The organism is Desulfatitalea tepidiphila, assembly GCF_001293685.1.
In the GTDB taxonomy this organism is placed as follows: Bacteria; Desulfobacterota; Desulfobacteria; order Desulfobacterales; family Desulfosarcinaceae; genus Desulfatitalea; species Desulfatitalea tepidiphila.
Genome location: NZ_BCAG01000001.1, coordinates 685,789 through 711,596, shown reverse-complemented (window position 1 = coordinate 711,596; position 25,808 = coordinate 685,789). Strand labels below are relative to the sequence as shown.

Genomic DNA, 25,808 nt, shown 5'->3' with positions numbered 1-25,808 from the left:
CACACAGCGCCACGCGCAAGAGACCCCAGACCGACATCCTTGAACGCCGTCCGTTGATGCTTCCCGATCAGAAGATGACAAGGTAGCGCATGCCTTCACCACCCCATATCAAAAAGCCTTTCCCTCCTGTCCAGGATGCGGATACATCACGGCTTATAGTAAAGGTGCAACAGTGTATCGATGACTATGGCATGCTCCGCCCCGAGGATCGTGTGCTGGTGGGCGTTTCCGGCGGCCCCGATTCAGTGGCCCTCGTCCATGTGCTATCCTGGTTACGATGCCGTTATGCCATCGATTTGGGCATCGCACATCTGGACCACGGGTTGCGTCCCGACGCCGCGGCCCAAGAGACCGCATGGGTCAAGGGTCTGGCCGAAGATCTCGATGTGCCCTTTTTCTCATCGCGGCTCGGCACCTTTCCTGGGCATGGCTCTCTGGAAGCCTGGCTGCGAACCCAACGCTATGACTTTCTCGAGCAGACGGCGGCACAACATGGCTTTTCAAAAATCGCCGTCGGGCACCAGGCCAATGACAACGCAGAAGCGGTTCTCCTGCATCTGCTCCGGGGCAGCGGCATGCGCGGCATCGCCGGCATTCCACCGATTCGGGGCAATCGGATCATCAGGCCCCTGATTCGTGTCACGCGCACAGAGATACTGACGTGTCTCGATCGACTCGGCATCGACTGGCTGCATGACCCGACCAACATGGATGTGAGGTTTGACCGCAATCGGGTCCGCCACCAACTGATCCCGCTGTTGGAAAAAGACTACACCGCCAACCTGGTTCAAATTCTCAACCGCACGGCATCGATCTGTTTCGAAGAGGATCGCTGGATCGACGATCAACTGGCCCCGCTGCTAGCGCGATCTGTCGCCGCCCGGAATTCAACCTCCTTGCGGTTGCGTGTCGATTCCCTCGTCCACGCGCCTCGCCCCGTCCAGCGCCGCATCATCCGCAACGCGCTGCGGATGTGGTTGGGAGATCTCCAGCGCTTCAACGCCAACCACATCGAAAACATAGCCGCCCTGCTTCCGGACGACCAGCGGCATCGCCGCCTGCACCTGCCGCGCCGCATCGAGGCCGAACGAACGGTGACTGATTTGTACTTCCGGCGTTTCCCTGGTCACTGCCGCGGCCGCCCCCAGGCGGCGATACCCGCCGAACCGGTTGAATTTACACACGTGATCGAGACGGCGGAAGATCTACCGGTGGTCATCGAGATCCCCGAAGCCGGATTGCGCCTCGCGTTCCGGATCGAGCACGCCATCGCGCATGCCATCGATTACGAAATGGTCCGCTCGCGCGGCCCCCAACGGGTGTTCTTCGATCTGAACCGACTCACCTTTCCCCTGCTCATTCGAACTCCGAAACCGGGTGACCGAATTTCGCCTTTTGGATTGCAAGGCACCCAAAAGCTCAAAAAGCTCTTCATCGATCACAAGATACCCAAACCCGAAAGGTCACGGGTTCCCCTGGTGATCGGCGGCGATACGGTTCTGTGGGTCGTCGGTGTGCGCCGAAGCGGTCTGGCGGTTGTCGACGAGCAGACATCGAAGGCACTGCGCATAGAGGCCCAAACCATTGATAGAGTCAACGATATGAAGCAGTTGTAAAGGCGATCGCCCTGAGGGAAAACAAAATGATAATAGTTGCGAAAAGGCCCAAAGGGCATTATGGTAGGCAATTCCGGCAGTCGGCGGCACCAAACTATGGAGGAGGTATTCTTTTTGAACCCTTTTTATAAAAACTTGGCGTTATGGTGCGTGATCACCCTGATGATGATCATGCTCTACAAAATGTTCAACGCCCAAAACCTCACCGAAACCCCTTTGGGATACTCCGAATTTTTGGCCATGGTCGACGAAAATCGGGTGAACGAAGTCACCATCCAGGGCCAGGAAATCAGCGCAACCGATATCAGTGGACAGAAATACCGCGTATATACACCGGAAGATCCTGATCTCATTAGAAATTTAAGATCCAAAAACATCAGCATCAAGGCCAAGCCCCCCACCGAATCGCCCTGGTACAATATATTGATCTCGTGGTTCCCCATGCTCGTGCTGATCGGTGTGTGGATCTTTTTCATGCGGCAGATGCAATCGGGCGGCGGAAAAGCGCTATCGTTCGGCAAAAGCAGGGCCAGGCTCATGTCCGACTCCCAGGAGAAGGTCACCTTCGAAGATGTGGCGGGTATCGACGAGGCCAAGGAAGAGCTGAGCGAGGTTGTCGATTTCCTGCGCGACCCGAAAAAATTCACCCGCCTGGGCGGGCGCATCCCCAAGGGGGTCCTGCTCATGGGCCCGCCGGGCACGGGCAAGACGCTGCTGGCCAGGGCCATCGCCGGTGAGGCCGGGGTGCCGTTTTTCAGCATCAGCGGGTCGGATTTCGTGGAGATGTTTGTCGGTGTCGGCGCTTCGCGCGTACGCGACCTATTTGTCCAGGGCAAGAAGCACGCGCCCTGCATTATTTTTATCGATGAAATCGATGCGGTCGGCCGCCATCGCGGCGCCGGTCTGGGCGGCGGTCACGACGAACGCGAACAGACCCTCAATCAACTACTGGTGGAAATGGACGGGTTCGAGTCCAACGAAGGCGTCATTCTCATCTCGGCCACCAACCGGCCCGACGTTCTCGACCCGGCATTGCTGCGGCCGGGACGCTTCGACCGACAGGTGGTGGTCAATCTTCCCGACATCCGGGGGCGCGAGAAAATCCTCTCGGTTCACATGAAAAAGACGCCCGTGGATCAAAATGTCAATGCCACCAATCTGGCCAAAGGCACACCCGGATTTTCCGGTGCCGACCTCGAGAACCTGGTCAACGAGGCCGCGTTGCTGGCCGCCAAGCGCGGCAAGGAAAAGCTGGAGATGGTGGACTTCGAAGACGCCAAGGACAAGGTGTATATGGGTCTGGAGCGCAAGTCCAAGGTGATCCGCGAAGAGGACCGCAAAACCACGGCCTATCATGAAGGCGGCCATGCGCTGGTCGCACGCTTTTTGCCCAACACCGATGCCGTGAACAAGATCACCATCATCCCCCGTGGTCGCGCCGCCGGCGTCACCTGGTTTCTGCCGGAAGAGCGTGATTTCAAGTACAAAGATCAACTCGAGAGCGAACTGGCGGTGGCCTTCGGCGGCCGAGTGGCCGAAGAGATCGTCTTCAATCGCATCAGCACCGGTGCTTCCAACGATATCAAGCAAGCGACGGAGCTGGCCCAACAAATGGTGCGCCAGTGGGGAATGAGCGAGGAACTGGGACCGTTGTCCTATGCCCAGGGTGAGGAGCAGGTCTTTTTGGGTCGCGAAATAGCACAGCACCGTGACTATTCAGAGGCCACGGCCCAAAAAATCGACAAGGAAATCACGCGACTGATAAAAAATGCCCACCAGCAGGCCCATTCGGTCCTGAGTGAACATATCACTATCCTGCATGCCCTGGCTGACCGGTTGCTCGAAAAAGAGACGGTGCTTGGCAAGGAGCTCGACGAGCTGATTCTTTCGATCAAACCGGACGCCAACCTGCCGTCGGCCAAGGAGGATCAGGGCGAAGCCGATCCGGAGCTCCACATCGAGGACCCCGCAGGGGAGTGATCGCGCCGCGAAACCCATGAGGCCGGGATCATCATCGAGACTTTAAGAACGCCATGAAACACTATACCCTGCACTGGAACCGCTTTCATCTCGAACTCGGGCATCGCACGGCGATCATGGGCATTGTCAATATCACGCCCGACTCGTTTTCGGACGGTGGACAATTCTACTCCACCGAAGCGGCCGTGAGCCAAGCCGAACGACTGGTCCAGGCGGGCGCCGATATTGTCGACATCGGGGGTGAATCTACCCGGCCCTACTCCGAAGGCGTGTCCGCACAGGCGGAAATCGATCGGGTCATGCCGGTGATTGAACGTCTGACGACACGCATCGGTGTGCCCATCTCCATCGACACCAACAAGGCCGCTGTTGCCGAAGCGGCCTTGGCCGCGGGGGCCGCCATCGTCAACGACATCAGCGCCCTGCAGATGGACGATCAGATGGCTGCGGTAGCGGTAAAATACGATGTGCCGGTGATCCTGATGCATATGAAAGGACGCCCGCGCACCATGCAAATCGACCCGGTTTACGACGATCTGCTCGGCGAAGTGAAAGCGTACTTGAAAACGGCCATCGGAAGGGCGAGGCAAGCCGGTATCGCATCCGATAAAATCATCATCGATCCAGGCATCGGGTTCGGAAAAACCGTCGCGCATAATTTACAGATTATCCGGCGGTTGTCTGTTTTCGAAGAGCTGGACGTGCCGATTTTGATCGGCACGTCCCGCAAGGCTTTTATTCGTAAAATTTTGTCCGGGGCGACCGCGACCGAGCTGTCGGCGGACCGGCCCGAGGTCGAAACCGGCACCCAGGCGACCATCGCCATGGCCGTGAACAATGGCGCCCACATCGTCCGGGTTCACAATGTCGCCAACACCAAGGCAATGGTGACGATGCTGGACGCCATCCGAAACGCTTGAAAACAATCATCCAATATTAGAAAGGGCATTGTGGCATGCTGCTGGTCATCGATGTCGGCAACACCAATATCGTCATGGGCGTTTTCGATGGCGACACGCTCATCGAAAACTGGCGGGTCCGTACCGAACGCAATACGACAGAGGATGAATTCAACCTCCTGGCGGCCGGGCTCTTTGGGCGCAGCCGGATCGACATCGCCAGGATCGAAAAGACCGTTGTTTCCTGTGTCGTCCCACCCATGGTGACGATCCTGGACGCCTTTGCCCGCAAATATCTGAAACAGGTCGCCCATTGGATCGATGCCAAATCCTATCCCGGAATGCCGATCCTCTACAGCAACCCCAACGAGGTGGGCGCCGATCGCATCGTGAACGCCGTGGCGGCCTACGAACGCTATCGTACCAGCCTGATCGTCATCGATTTCGGCACGGCCACCACCTTCGATGTCATCACCGAAAAGGGTGAATACCTGGGAGGCGCCATCAGCCCCGGCATCGGCATCTCGTCCGAAGCGCTGTTTGCAAAGGCATCCAAGCTCCCACGCGTGGAGATCTTCAAAAAACCGGCCAGCGTGATCGGCAATGATACCATTTCGAGCATTCAATCGGGCATCATCTATGGATATGCGGGGATGGTCGATGGCATGATCGCGCGTATTTCCGCCGAACTGGGAACCCGCCCCAAGGTAATCGCCACCGGAGGACTGGCCCCTTTGATGCAGCATGTAGCCACCTGCATCGAAGCCGTAGAATCCGACCTGACCCTGGTCGGGCTGAAGATTATCGCCGATCGGCTCTAAATGTCGATACCGCCTGGGCGGTCAACGGAGCCGCCCGACTACTGCTCGGCAAGATACCCCCAATACCCTCGGACGCTGTTGAGCAGAAAAAAACGCTCGCGGCTGCGGACATCCGGCGACAGTTGATTGAAGCGTGACAGCGACGGATCGCTGGCCAGCAGGTCCTCCAGGCAGGCTTCCATCAGATCCGAACCGCCCTGTGGATGGCGTTCATACCAGGGCGTGATCTTCTCCAACCACAGCTTGAGCTGGGCGCGTTGGCGGTCGAGCATCTCGACGGCTTGCGAACGCATTCCCACATGCCCATAACAGATCCGGCGGGGAGCACGGGCGATGAGTCGATCGATGCTGTCGAGGCTGGTCTGGATGCGAAATCGCGGCGGTGTGGCCGGACGCAGGTAGGCTTCCCCATTTTCCAGCGAAAGGCAGACACCGCCCGCCTCACCGGCGAAGAGCAGATCGCCCATGAGAAAACTGAAGTGGTGGGGGGCATGGCCGGGGGTCGCAATGGGCACAATGCCCTGGGCCTCGAACCGATCCATGGGAAGCACCTGCCCCCCTGGCACCGGTTCGATGGGGCCGTAAGCGCGGGCCACATCGCCCAGCGTCTTGACGGATCCTTCCCACAACCGTTGCGGATCTACCAGATGCTCCACGGCCTTGGGATGGCACACCACCGGCGTCCCGGAAAATGCACGCGCCAATCCGCCGATACCGCCGGCATGATCGATGTGGATATGGGTCAACAATATAAAATCGAGGTGACGCACGCCGAGTTCGGCCAATGCGGAGAGCAACCGGCCGTTGGTCGATGACGGCCCCACATCCACGACGACGACCGGACCGGCAGTCCATACCCAGGCAGTGATGAAATCCGCAAAGCCGGTGATGGCCACCGGCAGGGTGACCATAAAAAGGTTATCAGCGGCTTGAACAACATGGCTAGACTTGGGCATGGGTCGGCAATCGATGTTTGACGGTAGAGGTACCAAGCGTTGACAACCCTATGTAGGCCCAACGCGCCTACCGGGTCAATGATTCCTTAAAGACTTTGTAAAACAGGCCGTAATCGGCCATTCCTCTTTGCAGGATCTTGTCGATATCATCGATGTTGCGAAGGTTCACGATCATATTTACGCTCTTTTGAAAAGCGGTCATGTGATCCATCGTCCGGAAGCGGGTGGTCAGGAGCGTCACGAACATGTTGCGGCGCGTCTCCATGGCCAGTCTTTCGATATAGATGAGGACTGGATTGGCATCCGGGTCCCGGGTGTCGAAATACTCGTTGAGCAACACCAGATCATACGTGTGGTAGCGCATCTTCTTGAGCGCTTCACGACTGTTGGGCGTTTCGGTGATGTGGTATTCCATCAGGTCGAGAGTGGGTCGCATCTTTTCACGGATCAGGGTGTCGGACTCGCAGACCAGTGCCGTTTTACCTTCTTCTTCGATAAAGTCGAACGGCTTTTCAGACGCGTCGTACCCTTCGCCATCGTCTTCGTCAAAATCGAACAAATCGTCGAAGGCGCCATCCTCTGCCTCGGCCTTTTGGGCCGGTCGATTGACGCTGATCTTGGACTGGCAACGCGGGCATTTCAGCGTGACGGTTTTGCCTTCCGGCAGTTTATCGTCGGCGACCTTCAGCTTACCGTTGCAATTCTGGCAAATAATCTCCATATCTCAATCCAATGCTCCCTGGGGCGGGCCAAACGCGGTTCGTGCCCGCACAGTATGCTCAACCGATACGATCACGCCATCCACCATTTACGAAACGCACCGGAACTACGCTTTTTTATGATACCCCCGATCGAGTTCCAGATCTTTGATATCCGTGGTCGACTCACCCCTCGCGCTTTTCACCTTGTCAATACCCCGGCTGGTGACGGCCTTGTGCGATGAATAGGCCAATGCCGTTTCCTGGGTGATCAACCCCTTCTCGTAAAGCTCCACGATATAGTCGTCGAAGGTCACCATGCCGAAGGGCCGCCCGGCCTGCATCATCTCGTAATAAGTCTTGCCTTCGGATTCGCCGTTCAATATCGCCTCTTTGATTCTCAAGTTGCTTCGCAGCACTTCGAAGGCCGCCACACGGCCGCCGCCGATCTTGGGCAGCAGGCGCTGGCTGACGACCCACCGAACCGTATCGGCCAGACGGATGCGGACCTGCTTTTCCTCTTCGTTGGTAAACATACCCAGGATGCGGTTGATGGTCTGCCCGGCGTCCACGGTATGCAGAGTGGTCAGCACCAGGTGACCTGTTTCCGCGGCCGTGAGACCGATTTCGACGGTTTCCCGGTCGCGCATTTCGCCGACCAGAATCACTTTCGGTGCCTGGCGCAGGGCGGCCCGCAGCCCATTGGCGAACGAATCGTAATCCCGCCCCAGCTCACGTTGATTGAAGGTCGCCTTCTTGTGGGGATGCTGATATTCGATGGGGTCTTCCAGCGTCACCACATGAACGGCACGCTGTTCGTTGATCTCCTCCAGGATGGCCGCCAGCGATGTGGTTTTACCGGTGCCGGTGGCGCCGGTGAAGATGATGATGCCGTTGAGTTCCCGGCCCATTTCCACGAAGGATTCCGGCAGCCGCATGTCCCGGATCGTCGGCACCTTGGACTCCAGCTGTCTTAAGACAATGGACAAATGGCCGGACTGGGAAAAAATATTCACGCGGAACCGCGCTTTGCCGGGTAGGCCGTAGGAAAGGTCGCAAGATCCGGTCTGCAGGAGCGTCTCGGTCAAACGACGATCGCCGTCGATGAGATTCAGCGCCACGATTTCGGTCTGAAACGGTGTCAGGCTGTCGATCTGGGGCTTGGTGCTGACCGGCAACAGCTCGCCGGAACTTTCCACCTGCAACGGCCGGCCGACCGTCAAATTGAGGTCCGACACGTTGCTGTGTGAATCGAGCATTCGGGTAAGGATGTGATCGATCTCTTGCTTCTTCATGGCCGTCCCCATTGCAACCGGCGCCTTTCGCTCTGGCGCCGGTCACCGTGTTAATGTGACCTGCTCCTTAGTGCCCATTCACAAATGGCCAATTTGCCTATTTGCGGACGGACGCTACTTAGTTCAGCCGGTCGCTCCCGCGCCGGGCGCAAGGCCTAAGCCTCGGTAAAATCCACCGGCGGCGACTTGAGCAGCGGGCGGAAACGTCCCTTGTCGTTGGACTTGGTATAGGCATCCTCGGCGCTGATCCTGCCTTTGTTGAACAGCTCCATGATGGCATCATCGAGCAGTTGCATCCCATACTTTTTACCGGTTTGGACCATGGATGGAATCTGGTGCGACTTGCCCTCCCGGATCAAGTTGCGAACCGCCGGTGTGGCGATCAGGATTTCCAGGGCCGGGATCCGCCCTTTTTTATCGATGCGTTTAAACAGGGTCTGGGAAATGATGGCGCGAATCCCGTCGGACAGGGTGGAACGGATCTGGGCCTGCTCTTCGGCCGGGAAGACTTCCACAATACGGTCCACGGTTTTGGCCGCACTGGTCGTATGCAGCGTGGAAAAAACCAGGTGACCGGTGGAGGCCGCCTCGATGGCGAGGCTCATGGTGGTCAAATCGCGCATTTCGCCGACCAGAATGATGTCCGGGTCTTCGCGCAGGGCGCCTCTCAACGCTGCCGAGAACGACTTGGTGTGGATGCCCACCTCACGATGGTTGACCAGACACCCTTGGCTTTTATGAACGAATTCGATTGGGTCTTCGATGGTGATGATGTGATCGGCCCGGGTTCGATTGGCCTCGTCGATAATCGCCGCAAGGGTCGTGGATTTACCACTGCCGGTCGGTCCGGTGACGATGACCAGGCCGCGCGGCAGGCTGGCCAACTTGGCCATGACCGACGGCAACCCCAACTGCTCGCAGGTGAGAATCGTGCTGGGGATTTCCCTGAACACGGCCCCCACTCCGTTTTTCTGCATGAAAAAATTGGCGCGGTATCGCGCCAGCCCGGGGATCTCATAACCGAAGTCCACATCTCCGGTCTCTTCAAAAGTCTTGATCTTATCTTCGGCCGCGATTTCATAGAGCATGGCGCGCAGACCGTCGTTGTCAAGCACTTTGTACTTGACCCGTTCGATGTCGCCATGCACGCGCAAGGCAGGCGGTTGGCCTGCCATAAGGTGCAAGTCGGAGGCATTCTGTTCGTGCATCAGCTTGAAAAAAGCATCAATTTTGGCCATGCGCAACTCCCTGGTTGAATTGCCCGGTTAACCTGCGAAAGGGCACTAAAACGCTACAGAGAATAACAGCCCACATCGAATGGTGGCTGTTCGGCTCTTTGTTCATTATCGGCCAATGGGCGGGAGGGTTTAGCTTAAAATGCTGGGCGGTTGTTTTAGGACGGCCACCTTGTCATCGGATTCATCCAATGCATCCATGCTCTCCTTGCCCATCTCCAGCAACTTGCTGTGGGCGTCGATGACGGAACGGATCTGAACTTCGATTTGCACCCGCTGGCGTTTGAGCTCGGAAATGTCTTCATGGAGTTGAGACAAGCGGTTGTGGGCGCGATTGAGGATCTTTTCAGCCTTGACCTCCGCGTCGGCAATGATGATCTCGGCCGACTTGCGTGCATTTTCCTTCATCTGTTCCAAGACCTTCTGGGAATTGAGCATGGCGCGCTTGAATGTCTCTTCACGCTCCTTGTAGCCTTGGGTCTCCATCTTCAGACGCCGCAATTCCTCTTTGATCTTGATATTCTCTTCCTGCAACGCAGTGATCGTTTCGGCCGTCTGTTCCAGGAAACGATCGACTTCGCGGATGTCGAATCCCCTGAATCGAACCCGAAATTGTTGTTGTTGAATATCGACTGCGGTAATTGTCATGTGACCTCTCCCTGCAGACACGCTAGAGTAGGCTGCTCCCGAAACGGACCAGGCTCTGCACGAGGAAAAACCTGAGGAAATAGATCGCCAGCAAGACGATCATGGGTGAAAAATCGATACCGCCGAAGGATACCGGAAAGCGTGTCCGAATTTTGTAAAGCACGGGTTCGGTGAGCATGTAGATAATCCTGACCACGCGCACGGCCAGCGGGTGGCGCGGGGACGGATTGACCCAGGACAGAACGACCTGGGCGAGCAGAACCCAAAAATAGAGCGCCAGGGCCAAATCCAGGATGTTGGCCACGGCGACGATGAAATAACCCAGTGGGTACATATGCGATGGTTACCCTTTCCCGGCAAAACGTTTTGGGACTCAGAATAGTGGAAAACGTCATGATATGTCAAGATTTTTCGTGGGTTGCATCATCCTCGGCTTCTTGGAACGACTGAATGTCCTTGGTTCTCCTGACCGGCTTCAGTGAGCGGCTCAAGTCTTGCGCCTCTCGGCCGATGTCGAATATAGAGCGTCTCGTCAAGTTTTCTGGGGAGTGATATTCGATAACGTCAGAAGGGAATTGAAATTTTAATCATGAACACCACATTAAAACTTTACGATGGGCTGAAGGCCTTATCCGACGCCGCCTTCCCCAAACAATGCCCCGTCTGCGGCCGCCGGTATGAGACCCTGGATGCCTACATTCGCGACATCGAGGCATCACGGCGCGTGAAAGATGATCCGAAAAGTGGTCCAGATGATGAAGGGCGGCCGAATGTCGAACTCTATCGCAACTGCCCCTGCGGCGCCAGGCTGCTGGATTGTTTCGACGATCGCCGCGACCTGAGTCAACCCGGATTGAAGCGACGCCGGCTTTTCGGCCAGCTTCTGGAAGTGCTCGACCGCAAAGGGATCGAACCACATATCGCCAGGGTGGAATTGATCCGCCTGATGAGGGGAGAAAAAAGCAAGGCCCTGTCTGATATGGGAGTCAAGACCAAGACGCTATGACAGCGGCAGAGGTCCATCCGAAGGACGCTTCTCGAGCGATACCCAGAAGGAAGAGGCCAAGGGCGTCTCCTTACCCAGACTGAATTTCATGAACTCCCGCATCAGTTCACTGATCAACTCGCTTTTGTCCATCCGGGCCACATAGGCCTCTGGATCCAATTCTGCAATCGCCTTTTTATTCTTCAAATCATCATCGGACAACGCCTTGTCGCGCATGTGGTGCACAACAGTCAACGCCTTCGCCCGCAGGGTGTCTTCATCGATTCGGGCGAGCGACTGGTAGACCTGCTCGAGAGTGACGGCGGCTGGTATTCTTTGCGATTCCAACAGCGCCTTGAATTGGGATGTCTGTCGCACCATACCCTTTTGAATGTGGTGTGACTCCACCAGGTTGAAACCCGCCCAGCCCGCGCCAAGCCACTGAAAAATACCGATTTTGACCTTGCCGGGGTGGTCGAGGTCCTCGACATAGGTGCATATGGAATAAAAATCGTAAATTCTGGATTTCACCCATCCCAGACCGGTTTTGTCCAGGCCGGGTTCCTCGGTGTACAAATAGTTCCAATTCTCGTCCTCACCGATGATAAATCCCTTTCTCCCCACTTCGGAATCGCCGTTCTGGCTGGAGATGGAGATCATCACCCGCAAGTTCTCCTGTCGGTAGAGCAAAAAGGCGCGATTGAGCCCATATTCATAGTAGGCACCGGTGTGCAGGTCCGGGGAGATGATCTCCCGTACGACGCCCCTGACCACCTTGGGCTGCGCCAGGTCATTCACCATCTTCCACAACTCGGGCGGACCGGCGCCGCCAACGGAAATCTGCTCCCATTGGGCATAGCGGACCGAAGAGGCATTGATCGCGCCTTCCGGAATTTGTTGATTGTATGCGTAGCGCAGGGCATCGTGCATGGAACGATCGAGGGTATAGGCGATGAAAGCCCCATGGATGTTATCGCGTTGCCGCGGCGTGTGGGCGACCATCTCTTCTGCATCGCGAACAAATGCGACCAGCGGGTCAATTCGGGAAACATCGATGGATGCACCGTTCGATGCATCGGCGCAATAGTCGAGCAGATAGGTCAGCCCGCTCTCCACAGCTTCGCTCTGGCCGACCGGTTCGGCCCCGAACGCATCGGACATGTCGTCGGCGCGGGCAGGCAGGATGAAGAATCCCACCCAAAGAAAAACGAATATGACGGTGCTGCAGAACAGCCTTCGGAATGAGGGCCGAATTTGACCTTCGCATGCGGATATATGGAATGGGTACAAGAATCGCTCCTTAGTGTTTTGGGTCTTTCATACTCCGGATCATACCCGAGGGTCAAGGCATCTGCGTCGCCCTGGTCATCTGTTTTTTTATTGACAATCCAACGGCAAGCCCTAAAGTAGCCTTTAAATCGCACCCGACAAGAAAAGCAAACATTGTGCCACAAAAACAACCATAAGGACACCCAAGATGCTTCAAGGTCAACACATCGGCTTCATCGGTGCCGGCAACATGGGCGAAGCGCTGATCAAAGGATTGCTGCGCAGTGGGCTGTCGACCCCCGGCCAACTGTTCTGTTCGGATGCCCGCGAGGATCGACGCGCCGAGTTGCAAGCCACCTATGCGATTCGGACCGTGGCGGACAACGTTGAGCTGGCCAGGCAATGCGATGTGATTGTTTATGCCGTTAAACCCCAGACCATGGGGGCGGTCGTCAAGGAGACCGCGGCGGCATTGGACGGCAACAAGGTGATCATTTCAATCGCCGCCGGGGTGCCCCTCAAGGCCATTGCCGCGTTGGCCAGACAACCGCTTCGCCTGGTACGCGCCATGCCCAATGTCTGTGTTTCGGTAGAAGCCGGCGCAACGGCTGTGGCACCGGGGGAGCACGCCCAAAAAGCGGACCTCGAGCTGGCCCAGGCGATCTTCAACTCGGTCGGCCGCTGCATTATCGTTCAATCCGAGCATCTTCTCGACGGCGTCACCGGATTGAGCGGAAGCGGCCCGGCCTATGTCTTTGTCATGTTGGATGCACTGGCGGACGCCGGCGTCAAGGTCGGGTTGGCAAGAGACGAAGCCCTGCTGCTGGCGGCCCAAACATTGATGGGCGCCGCAAAACTCCACCTGGATACCCAGATGCATCCCGGCCAACTGAGGGACCTGGTCACATCGCCAGGCGGCACGACCATTGCAGGACTGCATGCATTGGAACGTGGAGGCGTTCGCGCCAGCCTCATGAACGCCGTAGAGACTGCTGCGTTACGGGCCAAGGAGCTGGGCGAAGCGGTCCGTTTGGGATAGCAAGAGATATGCTCAAAAAAGTATCACCCATGATGCAACATTGGCCCAAAGCCCTGGAAGTCAGCGGGCGTGTCGCTCTCGGGGCCATTTTTGTTTACGCCAGTTGGGATAAAATCCTCGATCCGGCCGCATTTGCCCAGGCTATCGCCAATTATCAGATCCTGCCCGGCACCTGGGTCAATGGCGTGGCATGGCTGTTGCCATGGCTCGAAATGATCAGCGGCATCTGCCTGATTTCCGGCAGACTGGTGCGGGGCGGAGCGCTGGTCATCGCCTCGATGCTCGTCGTTTTCCTGTCCGCTCTGGGCTTTAATGCCTATCGCGGCCTGGATATCGCCTGCGGCTGTTTTTCATTGGACAGCACCGCAAGCGGACGGATGTACCTGGACTTTCTCAGAGACATCGTGCTGTTGACCATCGCCTTGCTGGTCATGGCCCGTGCGCGGACCGCCGCCCCTACCATGGAGCGTTCCGGCCAGAGGCCGAGATGACCCGTTTCCCATAACCCATTACATGAAACCCTGCACCCATGTTTGAAGAGATCGAATACAGTGCCGCACTCCTCGCCGGGCTGCTGTCCTTTTTTTCGCCATGTATCCTGCCCCTGGTACCGTCTTATTTTTCATTCATTACGGGGATATCCATAGACGAGTTGGCGCGGGCCGAAGGCGCCGGGGCGCGCCGGAAGGTCCTGTACAGCACATTGGCCTTCGTGTTCGGGTTTTCCATCGTTTTCATCCTGCTGGGGGCAACGGCCGCCTATTTCAGCGGATTGCTCCAGGGCGCCAAGGTCTATCTCAGAATTGCCGGCGGCGTGCTGATCATCCTGCTTGGCCTCCATTTGCTGGGGGTGCTGCGCATCCGCGCCCTGGACATCGAAAAACGAGCCCATATCGACCGAAAACCGGTGCACCTATTGGGCACCGTCTTGATCGGGATGGCCTTTGGCGCCGGTTGGAGCCCGTGTATCGGACCGATGTTGGGATCCATTTTAATTTTGGCCGGCAACCAGGATACCGTGCTCCAAGGCGTCGGATTATTGTCGCTTTATTCGGCCGGCCTGGCCTTGCCGTTCATCGCTTTGTCGATCGGCATCCACTTTCTCTTCTCGTTCGTGCGCCGCGCCGCCAAAGCGATTCGGTATATCAACATCGCCGCCGGAATGCTTCTCATTCTTACCGGCATATTGCTGATCACCGACAAATTCAGATTGCTGACGTATATCGGATAGTAAGGAGTGACCTATGAAGCGTTATGTCTATATATGTTTGGGATTGATCATCGCCTTTGGGACCCTGCCCATCGGCACCGGCGCATCCACTGCGCCAAACGACGGCATCAACTGGATCACGTTCGACGAAGCGCAAAAATTCGGACAGGATGCTTCCCGAAAATATCTGCTCTATTTTTACACGGATTGGTGCACCTATTGCCGCAAACTGGAACAGAGCACCTTCATCGACAAAGAGATCGCCGCCTACGTGAATCAGAATTTCATCCCGGTGCGGATCAATTCCGAACAAAAACCGAAACTTGCCGCCCGCTATCGCATCAACGGCGTCCCCAACCTGCGTTTCCTGACCCCCATGGGAGAAGATATCGCCCACTGGCCGGGATATATCGAAGCCGCAAGGTTTTTGCCCCTGCTCAAATACATCCAGACCGATAGCTATCTGAAGATGGGATATAGCGAGTTTTTGAAACAGCCGTGACTTTCCGGAACGGATTGGCCCTTAAAACTCCCGGCTCTGCACCTGCTGGTCATATCGACGCTTGATCAGCCGGAAGGCCACCGATCCCGCGACCGACACGCTCAGTGCAAGGAGGGTGGCGGGCAGCCAGGTGTGAGGATAATAGTCGGGTTGGGAACGGGCCACCACGATGCCCGCCACGCTGAACAAGATCACGGCCACCAGGAAAATCAGCACGATCCAGCAGGCCGCATTGCTGTCGTACCAAGGCGTGATGACTCTGCGAAATAGTGGATTGGCATCTATTTTCATGGCTCCGATCTCCCAACGATTTGGTCTTACATACAATCTGTCGGCGATAAAGGCAAACAGCATCCCACCCGATGAGGGATTCTAACTGAATGCCATTCACCAAATCCGGACCGGGTAGGGCAGGTGGCCGATGCCACACGCCAAGCGGTCAAGTGCCGGTAAAATGCACGGCGGGCGGCCCAGAAACTCGCTGCGCTCAAACAGTCTGGGCCGCTAGTGCCGTTTGCATTCAACCGGCACTAGCGACCGCTGGCTGACTTGGCCCTGGCCACCTGCCCCACCCGGGTCTGCTTCAACCGTTGCCATGCGAATTATTTATCAAACGCCTTCTGTAATACATGTCCTTCAAGGTGAATCACATTCAGTTAGAATTGCTGCCACCCGATCCGTGATGCCGGATCGTTGTCCGCTATGCGGCACACTCAATTGACACGCTCACCCATCCTGTGTAAGCACTCTCTTGCTGTTTTGGTGCAAATCTCAAAACTGAATTCCTGCGGGTTGCCTTCTGCCGCGGTTACCCGTCGAGGGTGCAATGAAAATCTCTATCCGCTTAACGCTCATTCTCGGTGTGCTCGGCCTGATCTGGGGGACCCAATCCATCATCACCTCCTCCACCTACATTTCATCGGAAAAGGTTTTACTGGGCCATGCACACGATATCATGCAGAATATCGCCGAACTGACCATTGAAAAGTCGAAGAACCACCTCTCCCTGGCCCAGGGCGCCGCACGGCTGACCGAACGGCTCATCACCTCGGACGTGGTGGGCGGCCGCGCTGATCAAGCCGTCCAACTGGAAAAATATTTTCTCGACCAGCTTGCCATATATCCCCATTTCGCAGGCATCTACGTCGGCAAGCCCAACGGCGATTTTTTTTACGTCAATCGCGACGCGACACATGCCCCCGACGGTCGTCGGACAAAAATCATCACCCACAAGGACGGTAAAAGGCAAACCCGTTTCATCTGGCGCGACCGATACGCTCGCGCCATCGATGAGACGCTGGATCCGGCCGACGCCTTCGATCCGAGAACCCGGCCGTGGTACCGCAAGGCCGTGGAACGCAATGCCATCGTGTGGACCGACCCTTATATCTTTTTTTCCTCTCAGAAACCGGGCATCACCATCGCGGGGCCTGTCTATCCAAACCATCGACGCAACGATGCACCCGAAGACAACCCGCTGCAAGCCATCGTCGGTGTGGACATCGAAATCGATCAGTTGTCCACCTTCATCGGCAACCTGCGCATCGGCAAAAACGGCAGCGCCTTCATGATCAACAGCAATGGAGACGTGGTCGCCTTTCCGGATGTGACCAAACTCACCCATACCGGTGACCCGGAGACCGGCAACATCCGGCTCGTCAAAATCGAAGAACTGGACCACCCGCTCAGCAAAGCCGCCTTTCAGGCCATCGGCGTCACCCGACAGGCGGACGGCCGCATCCGGCTGGACGGCCCCCGATTTGCCCGGTTCGTCCGTGGCGGCCAAGCTTACCATACCATGTTCACCCCTTTCCTCGACCCCAACTGGCCCTGGATCATCGGCGTCTATCTCCCGGAAAGCGACTATCTGGGCAGCATCAAAAGCAATCGGTCCTTCAACCTGTGGATCACGCTGGCCCTTTCCGTTCTGGCCACCCTGATCGGTTTGCGAGCGGCACGGGGCATCATCCGGCCCCTGGCCAATCTCGAAAAAGAGGCCCTGGCCATCAAACAGCACGATCTTTCCCAGAATTTCGATACCGGGTCCAGATACAAGGAGATTCAAGAGACGGCCGACTCGTTCACCCGCATGAAGGAGGCCCTGCGCAGCAGCGAAGAAAAATACAGAACCATCTTCGAAAACATCCAGGACGTCTATTACGAGATATCACTGGACGGCCGTATATTGGAAATCAGCCCCTCGGTGGCAAAATTCTCCAGCTATACCCGAGAAGAGCTTATCGGCGTGACTTTCGATCGGTTTTACGCCGATCCGCAAACACGCCGGGATTTCATCGACGCCATTCTCAAGCAGGGGAAGGTCGACGATTACGAGCTTCAGCTCCGCAATCGTGAAGGCGAAGTGCTCTACTGCGCCATCAACGCCGTCATCCGTTACCGGTCACCGGGCGTGCCAGATCGGATCATCGGTTCGCTGCGGGCCATCAACGACCGCAAACAGGCCGAATTCGAGCTGCGCCGTTATCAGAATCAGCTGGAAGAACTGGTGCGCGAGCGCACCAGTGACATGGAAAAGACCAATGATCGGTTGCGCCAAGAAGTGGAGACACGCAAGAAGAAAGAGGAGCAGCTGCGGAAGAGCGAAGCGAAATATCGTTCCATTGTGGAAAACATCTCCAACGGGTACTACGAAATCGATCTGGAAGGAAATCTGACGTTCTTCAACGATCCGTTGGCCGCGATGTTCGGATATGCCGACAAGCAGGACTTGATGGGTGTCAACTATCGCGACTACATCGATCCGCATGAAATCCCGGCCATCGAAACGCGCTTCAAGGAAATTTTCGCCACCGGCGAGCCTCACGAGCTCTCCCGCTACACGATCACAGACAGGAACGGCGCACGCAAGACCATTGAAGCCACCGCGGCGCTGATGAACGATGACGACGGCCGCCCGACGGGTTTTCGGGGGCTGGTTATGGATATCACCGAACGGCTCAACGCCGAAAAGGAAAAACAGAAGCTCGAAGCGCGGTTCCAGCAGATCCAGCGTCTGGAAGGCATCGGCACGCTCGCCGGTGGCGTGGCGCATGATTTCAACAACCTGCTCATGGGGATCCAGGGCAATGTTTCGCTGATGCTCATGCATACCCCACCCGGCGACCGCAACTACGACAAACTCAAAAGCATAGAGGCGTGCGTTGCCGGGGGGGCGGACCTTACCCGCCAATTGCTCGGATTTGCCCGCGGCGGCAAATATCTGGTCAAACCGGTGGATTTGAACCAGGTGGTGATTGGCACGGCCGGCATGTTCGGCCGCACGCGCAAGGAGATCCAAATCATCCACAAACACCAGGAACACATCTGGCCGGTCATGGCCGATCAGAGCCAGATCGAACAGGTGCTGCTCAATCTGTGCATCAATGCCTGGCAGGCCATGCCCGATGGCGGCAATATTTTTGTAGAGACCCGCAATGTGACGATTGGCGGCGACCTTGCCCGATCGTTCGGGATTGCGCCGGGACGCTATGTGCGGATATCGGTCGCCGACACGGGTACCGGCATCTCCCCGGAGATCCAGCACAAGATCTTCGAACCCTTTTTCACGACCAAGGAGATCGGCCGCGGAACCGGTTTGGGGTTGGCGTCCACCTATGGCATCATCAAGAACCACGACGGCGCCGTCGACTTTGTCAGCCGACCGGGCGAAGGGACGACCTTCTATGTCTATCTGCCGGCCACCGATGTTAAGGTCCAAAACCAACCAACGGCCGCGGCGATGCCGCCCAAGGGATCCGGCACCATTTTGTTGGTCGATGATGAGGAGGTGATATTGGACGTCAACCGTGCCATGCTCGAAACGCTCGGGTATACCGTTCTTTCAGCCCATGGCGGAAAGTCAGCCATCGACCTATACCAGCGCGCCGGGGACCGCATCGATATGGTCATTCTGGACATGGTCATGCCGGGGCTGGGCGGCGGCGACGTATTCGATCGCCTCAAAGTGATGAACCCGCGGGTCAAGGTACTGCTGTCCAGTGGCTACAGCTTGACCGAAAAGGCCGAAGAAATCGTCGCCCGCGGATGCCGGGGCTTTATTCAAAAACCCTTCAGTATCGATCAACTGAGCCTGAAGATCCGGGAGATCCTGGGACATTAGCCGCGGCTCACCAGGAGGGTCCAATAGTCATTGAGCTGCCTGTCCAGCGCTTTTGGATCGGGTACGCACTTGGCCAGCTCTTTCCAGAAAGCCGGCCCGTGGTTTTTGACACGGGTGTGAACCAGCTCATGCAGGATCGTATACTCCATGAGCGCTTCCGGTAGAAGAACCAGTCTGGCATTCAGATTGATATTGTTCTTGTGTGAACAACTGCCCCAACGGGTGCGTTGATGGCGCACGAACACCCGATTGTACCGAAAACCGTAACGCTCGGCCAGCAGATCGAGCCGCTCGACCAGAACCGACCTCACCTGGGATGGCGTCAGGTCGGTCTCGATTTCCCGTTCGCGCACCATTTGCTCCAGGCGCGCCATACGCGCCAGGTGCCTGGCCAGCCAGGGGGACTTGTCGCGCGCGACAGCGAATGCCTCCTGGAAAGAGACCCCTTTGGGCACGGCCACCCGAATGCCTCTGAACGGCTTGACCGACAGGTTGATATGCCTTGCCCTCGCGCTGCGCTCCAGCAGGATTTCGCCGACGCCATCCAACACTACCTTTTTTGACTGCATCCGCTGCCCCTTCCACCTCTCCCGCACTGCCTCCCCGCAGCCGCTATGGATAAATGGCACCCCATGACTTCCGAATGCCCCGAAGAATCGACCATCCTCTCAACAATTCTGCTGATCAGACCCTCTGATCACGCCCCGTAGAGGATGGCATCGATGGCAATGATCAGGGATGTATCCAACTCATTGGCCGATAACTTTTCGCCGTTATACCAGAGCACATATTTCGGGCCGGCGTCATTTTCAACCTCGTAATAAATTGGAACGATGAGCTTGAATAAATTACGGCTGCAGGGTTTGCGCTCGATTTGAGCGATAATCTCCTTGAAGAAGATGCTGTTTGCAGCGTGTTTGATTCTGACATCCTTAAACTTGATGACCGCTATGATATAGGATGCATAGTCTTTTCTGGCACTGATGAATTCCAGGCCAATTTCGTTGAATACTTTAATCAAATACTTTCTTGCATGGGAGGGTTCGGAAATATTCAATTTTGAATGCGTCGATCGGGAAGATATTTTTTCAAGATCAATCGTGTTGCCCATTTGCGCACACTTTCTAATGGTTCACGGTTCAAACAATGGTTTTTCGTTTAAGCTCAATGTCGGTCGTGGTCATGCACGACATACCACTTCATAATCAATATTGTTTATAAACAGCAGGTTATTCGATCATTAATCCAAGCGGTGTGATTTTTCAATCCATAATTGACGGCACCGTAAAAAGTCCGGAATTCGCTTTTCCCGTCATCGCGGCGAACGCCGGGATCCAGTATTTTCAATAGGTTCTGGATGCCGGCGTTCGCCGGCATGACACCTCTGCGACTTTTTACGGATTTATCATAATTGATCCATCTTCCTTAATTTATAACGAATTGGAACACGCGAGGATGGAAAGTGTTTGACAAGGGCTATTGCCCTGCGTAGGTTTTCAATCATTCTGGTATCGGAAACTCATGTTGGAGGACATCATGACTGTACGCGGATTGCTTTGCTCTATGGTGATCGTCGGTTGCCTGGCCTTCGGAATTGTGGATGCCATCGCCCAAAACAAGCCATCCGTATCCAGAGGGCAGATCCTCTATGTGCCCGTATATTCCCATATCTACATCGGAGACCGGGAACGGCCGTTTCTTTTGACGGTAACGTTGAGCATCCGCAACACCGACCGCAACTTTCCCATCACCATTCAAAAGGTCGTCTATTATGATTCCAATGGAAAACCATTGAATGCATATCTGGACAAACCCATGGCGCTGGAAAAACTTTCATCCACTCGTTTTGTCGTGCGTGAATCCGACAAATCCGGAGGCTCCGGTGCCAGTTTCATGGTTGAATGGGAATCGGATCAAGCGGTGTCCCCTCCACTGGTGGAAACCATCATGATCGGCGCCCAAACCCAGCAGGGCATATCGTTCACCTCCAGAGGTCTGGTCATCGAAGAAAAATAGATGGCGAAGTGACGGGTCAGGCGGCTGGATCGCAGACCCGCTGCAGTTTTTGCAGGTTTTCAGGCTTGCCAAGGGCAATCAGCAAATCGCCCTCGTTGATGATCGTTTCCGGACCTGGATTGAAGACCATTTCCCCCGAAGACTTTTTAATGCCGACGATGAGTATGTCAAATCTGGGCCGTATTCCCGAATTCTTCACCAGTTTATCCACAAACTCGGAATGCTTGCTGACCGGCAACTCCTCCATCTGAAGGTTGATGTCTCCCCTCATGGCCAGGTCGAGAAGACTGGTTGCCGTTGGCCGGAGAACGCTTTGGACCAGGCGCAGCCCGCCGATGTTGTACGGCATGAAAACGTTATCGGCCCCGGCCTGTTTCAGGCGGGAGACATGCGATTCCACATCGGTTCGGGCGATAATCATGATCTTCGGGTTAAGCTGCCTTGAGGTCAGGGTCACGAACACATTGTCCGCATCTTCGGAAAGCGCAGCGATCAGGCATTTGGCCTTCTCCAGGCCTGCCGAAAGCAAAGTCCCGTCTTTTGTGGCATCTCCTTCGATATAGAGAATCTTATCCTGCCCCAATTGAGCCAGGGAATCCTTGTCGTTTTCGATGACCACCACGTCCAAACCTTCGTTCTGGATGCCTTGGGCCACCACCTTGCCGATTCTGCCATAACCGCAAATAATGTAATGCCCAGTCAGTTTGCCGATTATTTTTTGCACCCTGCGTCTCCCCAAGATGTTCTGGAATTTCCCTTCCACCAGCATCTGCGCGAGTGACCCGCCAAGATAAAAAAAAGCACCCACACCCCCAAAAATAATGAGCATGGTCATTACCCGGGCGGTGTCGGAAAGCGGTTTTACTTCCATAAAGCCCACGGTGGAAAGGGTGATGATCACCATATACAGGCTCTCGATGAACCTCCATTTTTCCAACAGCATGTAACCGGACGTGCCGGCCATGATCAGCAACAGGATGAAACAGGTGCCCATGATGATAGACCAGCCAAACGGATGCAGCGAACGCGCCTGCGAGCGAAGCACTTTGGCCCTTTTCAGGAATGTCATCTCTATTCTCAATAAAACCTAACGATTGTCTCGACCCAAAGGTTCATCGGTATAAAATTCAGGGATACATGTTCAGGATTTAAAGACCATAGTTGCACAAATATTCACAAACAGCAATAAATCAGCGAGATACCGAAGGTATCGAGAAGCCATTGGCGGACTTTCACACTTCTCTTTTTTCCATATCAACTATGATGGCAAGGATTTTTTTCCAGGAATTCAGCAAGCTCAGTATCGGCCGCACCTCCAGATTGCGAGCCCGCTGCTTAGTTCTCACAAAATTGAATAGATGGGCACCATGGGATCCTCCATTCTCAATGTGTGTCCTCAGTGTGTGTGTAACAGCTGGAGAATCCAAGGTTTTTAGGCTATAAAACAAAAAAAAACCCGCTGCATTACCAGCGGGTTATAATCTGAATGGTGGAGATGAGGGGGATCGAACCCCTGACCTCAGCGTTGCGAACGCTGCGCTCTCCCAGCTGAGCTACATCCCCGAAATGTGGGCCTGTTCATAACAAATCATCCCTGCGGAAACAACAGAAATTTCAATGGCGGCCAATCCATGTCCTATCGATCCCGGCGATCCGCCACCTGAACCGCCTCCAAGACCACCTCTACGGGGTGGCGCACGGGCAGCCGCCCCAGGTGCTCCATCTGCATCTGGCAGGTGGGGCAGTCGGTGACGCCGAGATCGGCGCCCGAGGCGTTCAGCCGCTGGATCATGGGGGCGGCGATGGTGCGGCTCAAGTCATAGTTGGCGTGCAGCATGCCCCAGCTTCCCGCCATGCCGCAACAGGTGCTGTTCAGGTCCTGGAGCTGGACGCCGGGGAGGGCGCCGAGCAAGGCCAGGGAGCTGCGGCTGTTGGGCTGGATGCGCAGATGACAGGGCGCGTGGTACGCCAGTTTGACGTCCAGTGCGGCGGACGGCAGCCGATCGGTATGATCGCCGATCAATTGCGAGATGTGGATGGTCTTGGCGCGCACCTGCTCGGCGGTGGGCCGATCGAGAAGATAGGCCCAATCCTGCATCAAGGCATAACCGCACGAGGAGCAGGTCACCACGATCCAGTCGACCGCGTCGAGCAGCCCGTGCCAGGCGGCCATGTTCCGCTGAACAGCGTAGTGAGCCGCGGATGCGAGGCCCTTGGAGAGCTGGGGCAGGCCGCAGCAGGCCTGGGGCGGCAGATGGACCTGCATGCCCATGCGGTTGAGCAGGGCAGTAGCCGCCACACCCAGGGCGGGCCGGATGTAGCCGGCATAGCAACCGGCATAATAGAGCACGTGAGGGCCGTTGCCGGGCAGCACTGCGGGCACCCGCTGGTAGAGCGATCGCCGTTCAAACAGCACCACGCCGCGTTCCGGCGCCAGTCCGGCCAGGCGTGCGGAGAGCCTGCGGATAGGCGTTACCTGGGTGGCCGTGCCGATGAGGGGCGACAGCCGGTGGGTGGTCCTGGCCAGCAGTTCGACCTGGGCGGTAATCCGTTCGGGACAGCCCACACCGTGACGGCGTGCGTACTGGGCCTTGGCCTCCATGGCCAATTTGGGGATATTGACGTTGGAGGGGCATTCGACATAGCAGCTGCCGCAGTTGACGCACTGGGCCATCACCTGTTGAAGCGTGGCTGCATAAAGCGTCCGGTTCGGCAGCACGCCGCTGATCAGCGCCCGCAGCACATTGCCCTTGGCTCGGGGCGCGGCCGATTCGTCCCGGGTGGCCTTGTAGACCGGACACATGCGCGTGGCGGCGGTCACCGTGGTGCATTTGGCGCAGCCATGGCACAGTTCGGTTTCCCTAACGAATGCGTCCTGCCACAGCAGGCGCAGCCGGTCCAGGGGCTGACTTCGGTAATCGGGGCCGTAGCGCAGATGGCGGGTCATCTGGCCGGGATCGTCGCAGGTCTTGATCTCCGGGTTGAAGAGGTTCTGCGGATCGAGCAGTTGTTTGGTACGGACGAACAGATCATAGATCGCCGGATATTTCCGCTGGACATAGGCCGTGCGAAGACGGCCGTCGCCGTGTTCGCCCGACACCGTCCCGTCGAGCCCGTCGACCAGGTCGTAGACGCCGTCGGCAATGGGCTGCAGCAGATCGACATCGCGCGGATCTTTCAGATCGAGCAACGGCCGGGTGTGCATCAATCCCTTGGCAATGTGGCCGTAGACCACGAAGGGGATCTGCAAGCGTTCAAAGAGGTCATAGATCCCGGTGAAGTATTCGGTCAGGCGGTCCACGGGCACGGCCGCGTCTTCGACCAGGGCCAGGATCTTGCGGGGTCCCTTGAGCTTGTAAAGGGTCGGTACCGCGGCCTTGCGCACGGCCCAGAACTTCTCCTTCTCCACTGCCGAGACCGCTTCGTAGGCCCGCTCGGTCAACCCGAGGGATTGCAATTGACCGCGAAGCGTCTCCGCCTGGCGGGCGCACTCGTCGGCCGACGGGCCGTCGAACTCGATGAGCAGGACATTGTCGACGTCGTGGGGAATCCGCTCTTCAAGCGTCCGGTCCGATGCGCGAGCCAGCTGCAGGAGGGATTTGTCCATGATTTCGATGCCCGAAGGCGCCAGGCCCATGGCATGCTGGACCGCCCGGGCCGCGCTGAGAATGTCGTCGAAGAATGCGACCACGAGGCTGTCGGCGGCCGGCCGGTCGATCAGGCGAAAACGCAGGCGCGTGGCAATACCCAGGGTGCCTTCGGCGCCGCACAGCAGTCGGTGGAGATGCAAACGGCCGTCCCGGACCAATCCGCGCAGGTTGTAACCGGCCACATTGCAGGCGATGGGCGGATAGGCGCTCTCGATGGTCCCGGCGTGCCGATCGTATAATCGCGCCAATTGGGTGAGGTGGCGCGGCAAGGCATCGGTTCCGGCGGCCTCGATATCGGACAGCAAGGCCGCCGAACCATCGGCGAAGACCACCTCCGCATCGACCAGGTAATCGGCCACGTTGCCGTACTTGACCGAATGGGCGCCGCTGGCGTTGGTCGCGCACATGCCGCCGAAGGTGGCATACTCGCCGCTCGAGGGATCGGGCGGAAAGAACCGGCCGCTGCCCTTCAGTGCCACCTCCAACTCACCCAGGCGGAAACCGGGTTCGCACTCGAAGTAACCGCCCGGCACGTCCAGGTCAATCAATCGATTCATGAATTTGGTGAAATCGACGACGATGCCGTCGCCGACGGCCGATCCGCACAAACCGCTGCCGGCGCCGCGCGGATGGACCTGCATGCCGTTGCGGATGGCGAATTTGACAGTGCTTTGAACATCCTGCGTGCATCGGGGATAGACCACGGCGACCGGCAATTTCTGAAAAATACTGCCGTCGGTGGCGAGCATGTAGCGCCGCAACGGATCGGTGTGCACCTCACCGGCAATTTGCACGGCCAGCTCGTTAAAAGGGGGCTTGAGTTTACTTTTTGTGTTCATCTTGATCCATGGAAGCATGATGAAGAAGCA

The 25,808-nt window shown here is 56.8% G+C and carries 23 protein-coding genes and 1 tRNA gene; 11 read left to right on the top strand and 13 right to left on the bottom strand.

Going from position 1 to position 25,808, the window contains the following annotated elements; genetic code table 11:
• Positions 1–89 precede the first annotated feature (89 nt).
• The 4 genes from tilS (at position 90) to DFT_RS03080 (ending at position 5,316) form a co-directional block, all read left to right on the top strand.
• Positions 90–1,616 carry a tRNA lysidine(34) synthetase TilS gene (gene tilS / locus DFT_RS03095; RefSeq protein WP_083453284.1) on the top strand — a complete coding sequence of 509 codons (1,527 nt, stop codon included), beginning with the start codon at positions 90–92 and terminating at the stop codon, positions 1,614–1,616.
• Between the two features lie 114 nt (positions 1,617–1,730).
• Positions 1,731–3,596 (top strand): ATP-dependent zinc metalloprotease FtsH, encoded by a 1,866-nt coding sequence (gene ftsH, locus DFT_RS03090; protein ID WP_083453329.1) that lies wholly within the window; start codon positions 1,731–1,733, stop codon positions 3,594–3,596.
• Between the two features lie 53 nt (positions 3,597–3,649).
• Entirely contained in the window at positions 3,650–4,516 is an 867-nt protein-coding gene (gene folP, locus DFT_RS03085; protein ID WP_054029755.1) for a dihydropteroate synthase, read from the top strand.
• A 35-nt stretch (positions 4,517–4,551) separates the two neighbouring features.
• Positions 4,552–5,316 (top strand): type III pantothenate kinase, encoded by a 765-nt coding sequence (locus DFT_RS03080; RefSeq protein ID WP_054029754.1) that lies wholly within the window; start codon positions 4,552–4,554, stop codon positions 5,314–5,316.
• A gap of 38 nt (positions 5,317–5,354) precedes the next feature.
• Here DFT_RS03080 and DFT_RS03075 read toward each other — a convergent pair whose 3' ends face one another.
• The 6 genes from DFT_RS03075 to DFT_RS03050 form a co-directional block, all read right to left on the bottom strand.
• Positions 5,355–6,272 (bottom strand): MBL fold metallo-hydrolase, encoded by a 918-nt coding sequence (locus tag DFT_RS03075; protein WP_054029753.1) that lies wholly within the window; start codon positions 6,270–6,272, stop codon positions 5,355–5,357.
• Between the two features lie 67 nt (positions 6,273–6,339).
• Positions 6,340–6,993, bottom strand: a complete 654-nt coding sequence (locus tag DFT_RS03070) for a zinc-ribbon domain-containing protein (RefSeq protein WP_054029752.1) — start codon at positions 6,991–6,993, stop codon at positions 6,340–6,342.
• Between the two features lie 105 nt (positions 6,994–7,098).
• A complete protein-coding gene (locus DFT_RS03065) occupies positions 7,099–8,265 on the bottom strand; it encodes a type IV pilus twitching motility protein PilT (RefSeq protein ID WP_054030071.1) in 1,167 nt (388 codons plus the stop codon).
• Positions 8,266–8,420: 155 nt separating this feature from the next.
• A complete protein-coding gene (locus DFT_RS03060; protein ID WP_054029751.1) occupies positions 8,421–9,503 on the bottom strand; it encodes a type IV pilus twitching motility protein PilT in 1,083 nt (360 codons plus the stop codon).
• A 129-nt stretch (positions 9,504–9,632) separates the two neighbouring features.
• Positions 9,633–10,148 (bottom strand): DivIVA domain-containing protein, encoded by a 516-nt coding sequence (locus tag DFT_RS03055; RefSeq protein ID WP_054029750.1) that lies wholly within the window; start codon positions 10,146–10,148, stop codon positions 9,633–9,635.
• Positions 10,149–10,170: 22 nt separating this feature from the next.
• Positions 10,171–10,482 carry a YggT family protein gene (locus DFT_RS03050; RefSeq protein WP_054029749.1) on the bottom strand — a complete coding sequence of 104 codons (312 nt, stop codon included), beginning with the start codon at positions 10,480–10,482 and terminating at the stop codon, positions 10,171–10,173.
• A 255-nt stretch (positions 10,483–10,737) separates the two neighbouring features.
• On the opposite strand from DFT_RS03050, the gene DFT_RS03045 reads away from it, so the two are divergent.
• The gene (locus DFT_RS03045; protein WP_054029748.1) at positions 10,738–11,154 is read left to right on the top strand and encodes a hypothetical protein; all 417 of its coding nucleotides are present in this window, start codon (positions 10,738–10,740) and stop codon (positions 11,152–11,154) included.
• Here the strand turns inward: DFT_RS03045 and DFT_RS03040 are convergent.
• Positions 11,149–12,423, bottom strand: a complete 1,275-nt coding sequence (locus tag DFT_RS03040) for a hypothetical protein (protein WP_054029747.1) — start codon at positions 12,421–12,423, stop codon at positions 11,149–11,151. The two genes, DFT_RS03045 and DFT_RS03040, sit on opposite strands and share 6 nt — an antisense overlap.
• Positions 12,424–12,610: 187 nt before the next feature.
• On the opposite strand from DFT_RS03040, the gene proC reads away from it, so the two are divergent.
• Genes proC through DFT_RS03020 form a run of 4 tightly spaced genes read left to right on the top strand, consistent with a single transcriptional unit; the run spans position 12,611 to position 15,153 of the window.
• Positions 12,611–13,441 (top strand): pyrroline-5-carboxylate reductase, encoded by an 831-nt coding sequence (gene proC / locus DFT_RS03035; protein ID WP_054029746.1) that lies wholly within the window; start codon positions 12,611–12,613, stop codon positions 13,439–13,441.
• An 8-nt stretch (positions 13,442–13,449) separates the two neighbouring features.
• On the top strand, positions 13,450–13,932 hold the full coding sequence (locus DFT_RS03030) for a MauE/DoxX family redox-associated membrane protein (protein WP_200907004.1): 483 nt from the start codon (positions 13,450–13,452) through the stop codon (positions 13,930–13,932).
• A gap of 38 nt (positions 13,933–13,970) precedes the next feature.
• The gene (locus tag DFT_RS03025; RefSeq protein WP_054029745.1) at positions 13,971–14,672 is read left to right on the top strand and encodes a cytochrome c biogenesis CcdA family protein; all 702 of its coding nucleotides are present in this window, start codon (positions 13,971–13,973) and stop codon (positions 14,670–14,672) included.
• 13 nt (positions 14,673–14,685) lie between these two features.
• Complete coding sequence (locus DFT_RS03020; RefSeq protein ID WP_054029744.1) at positions 14,686–15,153, top strand: thioredoxin family protein; 468 nt, start codon at positions 14,686–14,688, stop codon at positions 15,151–15,153.
• Positions 15,154–15,174: 21 nt separating this feature from the next.
• Here DFT_RS03020 and DFT_RS03015 read toward each other — a convergent pair whose 3' ends face one another.
• Positions 15,175–15,444, bottom strand: a complete 270-nt coding sequence (locus tag DFT_RS03015) for a hypothetical protein (protein WP_152971841.1) — start codon at positions 15,442–15,444, stop codon at positions 15,175–15,177.
• A gap of 535 nt (positions 15,445–15,979) precedes the next feature.
• On the opposite strand from DFT_RS03015, the gene DFT_RS03010 reads away from it, so the two are divergent.
• A complete protein-coding gene (locus DFT_RS03010; protein WP_054029742.1) occupies positions 15,980–19,273 on the top strand; it encodes a PAS domain S-box protein in 3,294 nt (1,097 codons plus the stop codon).
• On the opposite strand, the gene DFT_RS03005 is transcribed toward DFT_RS03010, so the two are convergent.
• Together DFT_RS03005 and DFT_RS03000 are read right to left on the bottom strand one after the other, a co-directional pair.
• Complete coding sequence (locus DFT_RS03005) at positions 19,270–19,842, bottom strand: M48 family metallopeptidase (RefSeq protein WP_054029741.1); 573 nt, start codon at positions 19,840–19,842, stop codon at positions 19,270–19,272. The genes DFT_RS03010 and DFT_RS03005 overlap by 4 nt on opposite strands.
• 128 nt (positions 19,843–19,970) lie before the next feature.
• Positions 19,971–20,384 carry a hypothetical protein gene (locus DFT_RS03000; protein ID WP_054029740.1) on the bottom strand — a complete coding sequence of 138 codons (414 nt, stop codon included), beginning with the start codon at positions 20,382–20,384 and terminating at the stop codon, positions 19,971–19,973.
• 425 nt (positions 20,385–20,809) lie between these two features.
• Here DFT_RS03000 and DFT_RS02995 point away from each other — a divergent pair, with 425 nt between their 5' ends.
• Positions 20,810–21,289, top strand: a complete 480-nt coding sequence (locus DFT_RS02995) for a DUF3124 domain-containing protein (RefSeq protein ID WP_076750365.1) — start codon at positions 20,810–20,812, stop codon at positions 21,287–21,289.
• Positions 21,290–21,305: 16 nt separating this feature from the next.
• Here the strand turns inward: DFT_RS02995 and DFT_RS02990 are convergent, their stop codons facing one another.
• The 3 genes from DFT_RS02990 to DFT_RS02980 form a co-directional block, all read right to left on the bottom strand.
• Entirely contained in the window at positions 21,306–22,358 is a 1,053-nt protein-coding gene (locus DFT_RS02990; RefSeq protein WP_054029738.1) for a potassium channel family protein, read from the bottom strand.
• A gap of 418 nt (positions 22,359–22,776) precedes the next feature.
• A tRNA-Ala gene (locus DFT_RS02985) sits at positions 22,777–22,852 on the bottom strand.
• Positions 22,853–22,925: 73 nt separating this feature from the next.
• Positions 22,926–25,778, bottom strand: a complete 2,853-nt coding sequence (locus DFT_RS02980; protein ID WP_152971840.1) for an FAD-binding and (Fe-S)-binding domain-containing protein — start codon at positions 25,776–25,778, stop codon at positions 22,926–22,928.
• Positions 25,779–25,808: the final 30 nt, after the last annotated feature.

Bases quoted from the DNA above. Each gene is read 5' to 3' on its own strand.
- tilS (WP_083453284.1), top strand. From the start codon at position 90: ATGCCTTCACCACCCCATATCAAAAAGCCTTTCCCTCCTGTCCAGGAT.
- folP (WP_054029755.1), top strand. From the start codon at position 3,650: ATGAAACACTATACCCTGCACTGGAACCGCTTTCATCTCGAACTCGGG.
- DFT_RS03080 (WP_054029754.1), top strand. From the start codon at position 4,552: ATGCTGCTGGTCATCGATGTCGGCAACACCAATATCGTCATGGGCGTT.
- DFT_RS03075 (WP_054029753.1), bottom strand. From the start codon at position 6,272: ATGCCCAAGTCTAGCCATGTTGTTCAAGCCGCTGATAACCTTTTTATG.
- DFT_RS03070 (WP_054029752.1), bottom strand. From the start codon at position 6,993: ATGGAGATTATTTGCCAGAATTGCAACGGTAAGCTGAAGGTCGCCGAC.
- DFT_RS03065 (WP_054030071.1), bottom strand. From the start codon at position 8,265: ATGAAGAAGCAAGAGATCGATCACATCCTTACCCGAATGCTCGATTCA.
- DFT_RS03060 (WP_054029751.1), bottom strand. From the start codon at position 9,503: ATGGCCAAAATTGATGCTTTTTTCAAGCTGATGCACGAACAGAATGCC.
- DFT_RS03055 (WP_054029750.1), bottom strand. From the start codon at position 10,148: ATGACAATTACCGCAGTCGATATTCAACAACAACAATTTCGGGTTCGA.
- DFT_RS03050 (WP_054029749.1), bottom strand. From the start codon at position 10,482: ATGTACCCACTGGGTTATTTCATCGTCGCCGTGGCCAACATCCTGGAT.
- DFT_RS03045 (WP_054029748.1), top strand. From the start codon at position 10,738: ATGAACACCACATTAAAACTTTACGATGGGCTGAAGGCCTTATCCGAC.
- proC (WP_054029746.1), top strand. From the start codon at position 12,611: ATGCTTCAAGGTCAACACATCGGCTTCATCGGTGCCGGCAACATGGGC.
- DFT_RS03030 (WP_200907004.1), top strand. From the start codon at position 13,450: ATGCTCAAAAAAGTATCACCCATGATGCAACATTGGCCCAAAGCCCTG.
- DFT_RS03025 (WP_054029745.1), top strand. From the start codon at position 13,971: ATGTTTGAAGAGATCGAATACAGTGCCGCACTCCTCGCCGGGCTGCTG.
- DFT_RS03020 (WP_054029744.1), top strand. From the start codon at position 14,686: ATGAAGCGTTATGTCTATATATGTTTGGGATTGATCATCGCCTTTGGG.
- DFT_RS03015 (WP_152971841.1), bottom strand. From the start codon at position 15,444: ATGAAAATAGATGCCAATCCACTATTTCGCAGAGTCATCACGCCTTGG.
- DFT_RS03010 (WP_054029742.1), top strand. From the start codon at position 15,980: ATGAAAATCTCTATCCGCTTAACGCTCATTCTCGGTGTGCTCGGCCTG.
- DFT_RS03005 (WP_054029741.1), bottom strand. From the start codon at position 19,842: ATGCAGTCAAAAAAGGTAGTGTTGGATGGCGTCGGCGAAATCCTGCTG.
- DFT_RS03000 (WP_054029740.1), bottom strand. From the start codon at position 20,384: ATGGGCAACACGATTGATCTTGAAAAAATATCTTCCCGATCGACGCAT.
- DFT_RS02995 (WP_076750365.1), top strand. From the start codon at position 20,810: ATGACTGTACGCGGATTGCTTTGCTCTATGGTGATCGTCGGTTGCCTG.
- DFT_RS02990 (WP_054029738.1), bottom strand. From the start codon at position 22,358: ATGACATTCCTGAAAAGGGCCAAAGTGCTTCGCTCGCAGGCGCGTTCG.
- DFT_RS02980 (WP_152971840.1), bottom strand. From the start codon at position 25,778: ATGAACACAAAAAGTAAACTCAAGCCCCCTTTTAACGAGCTGGCCGTG.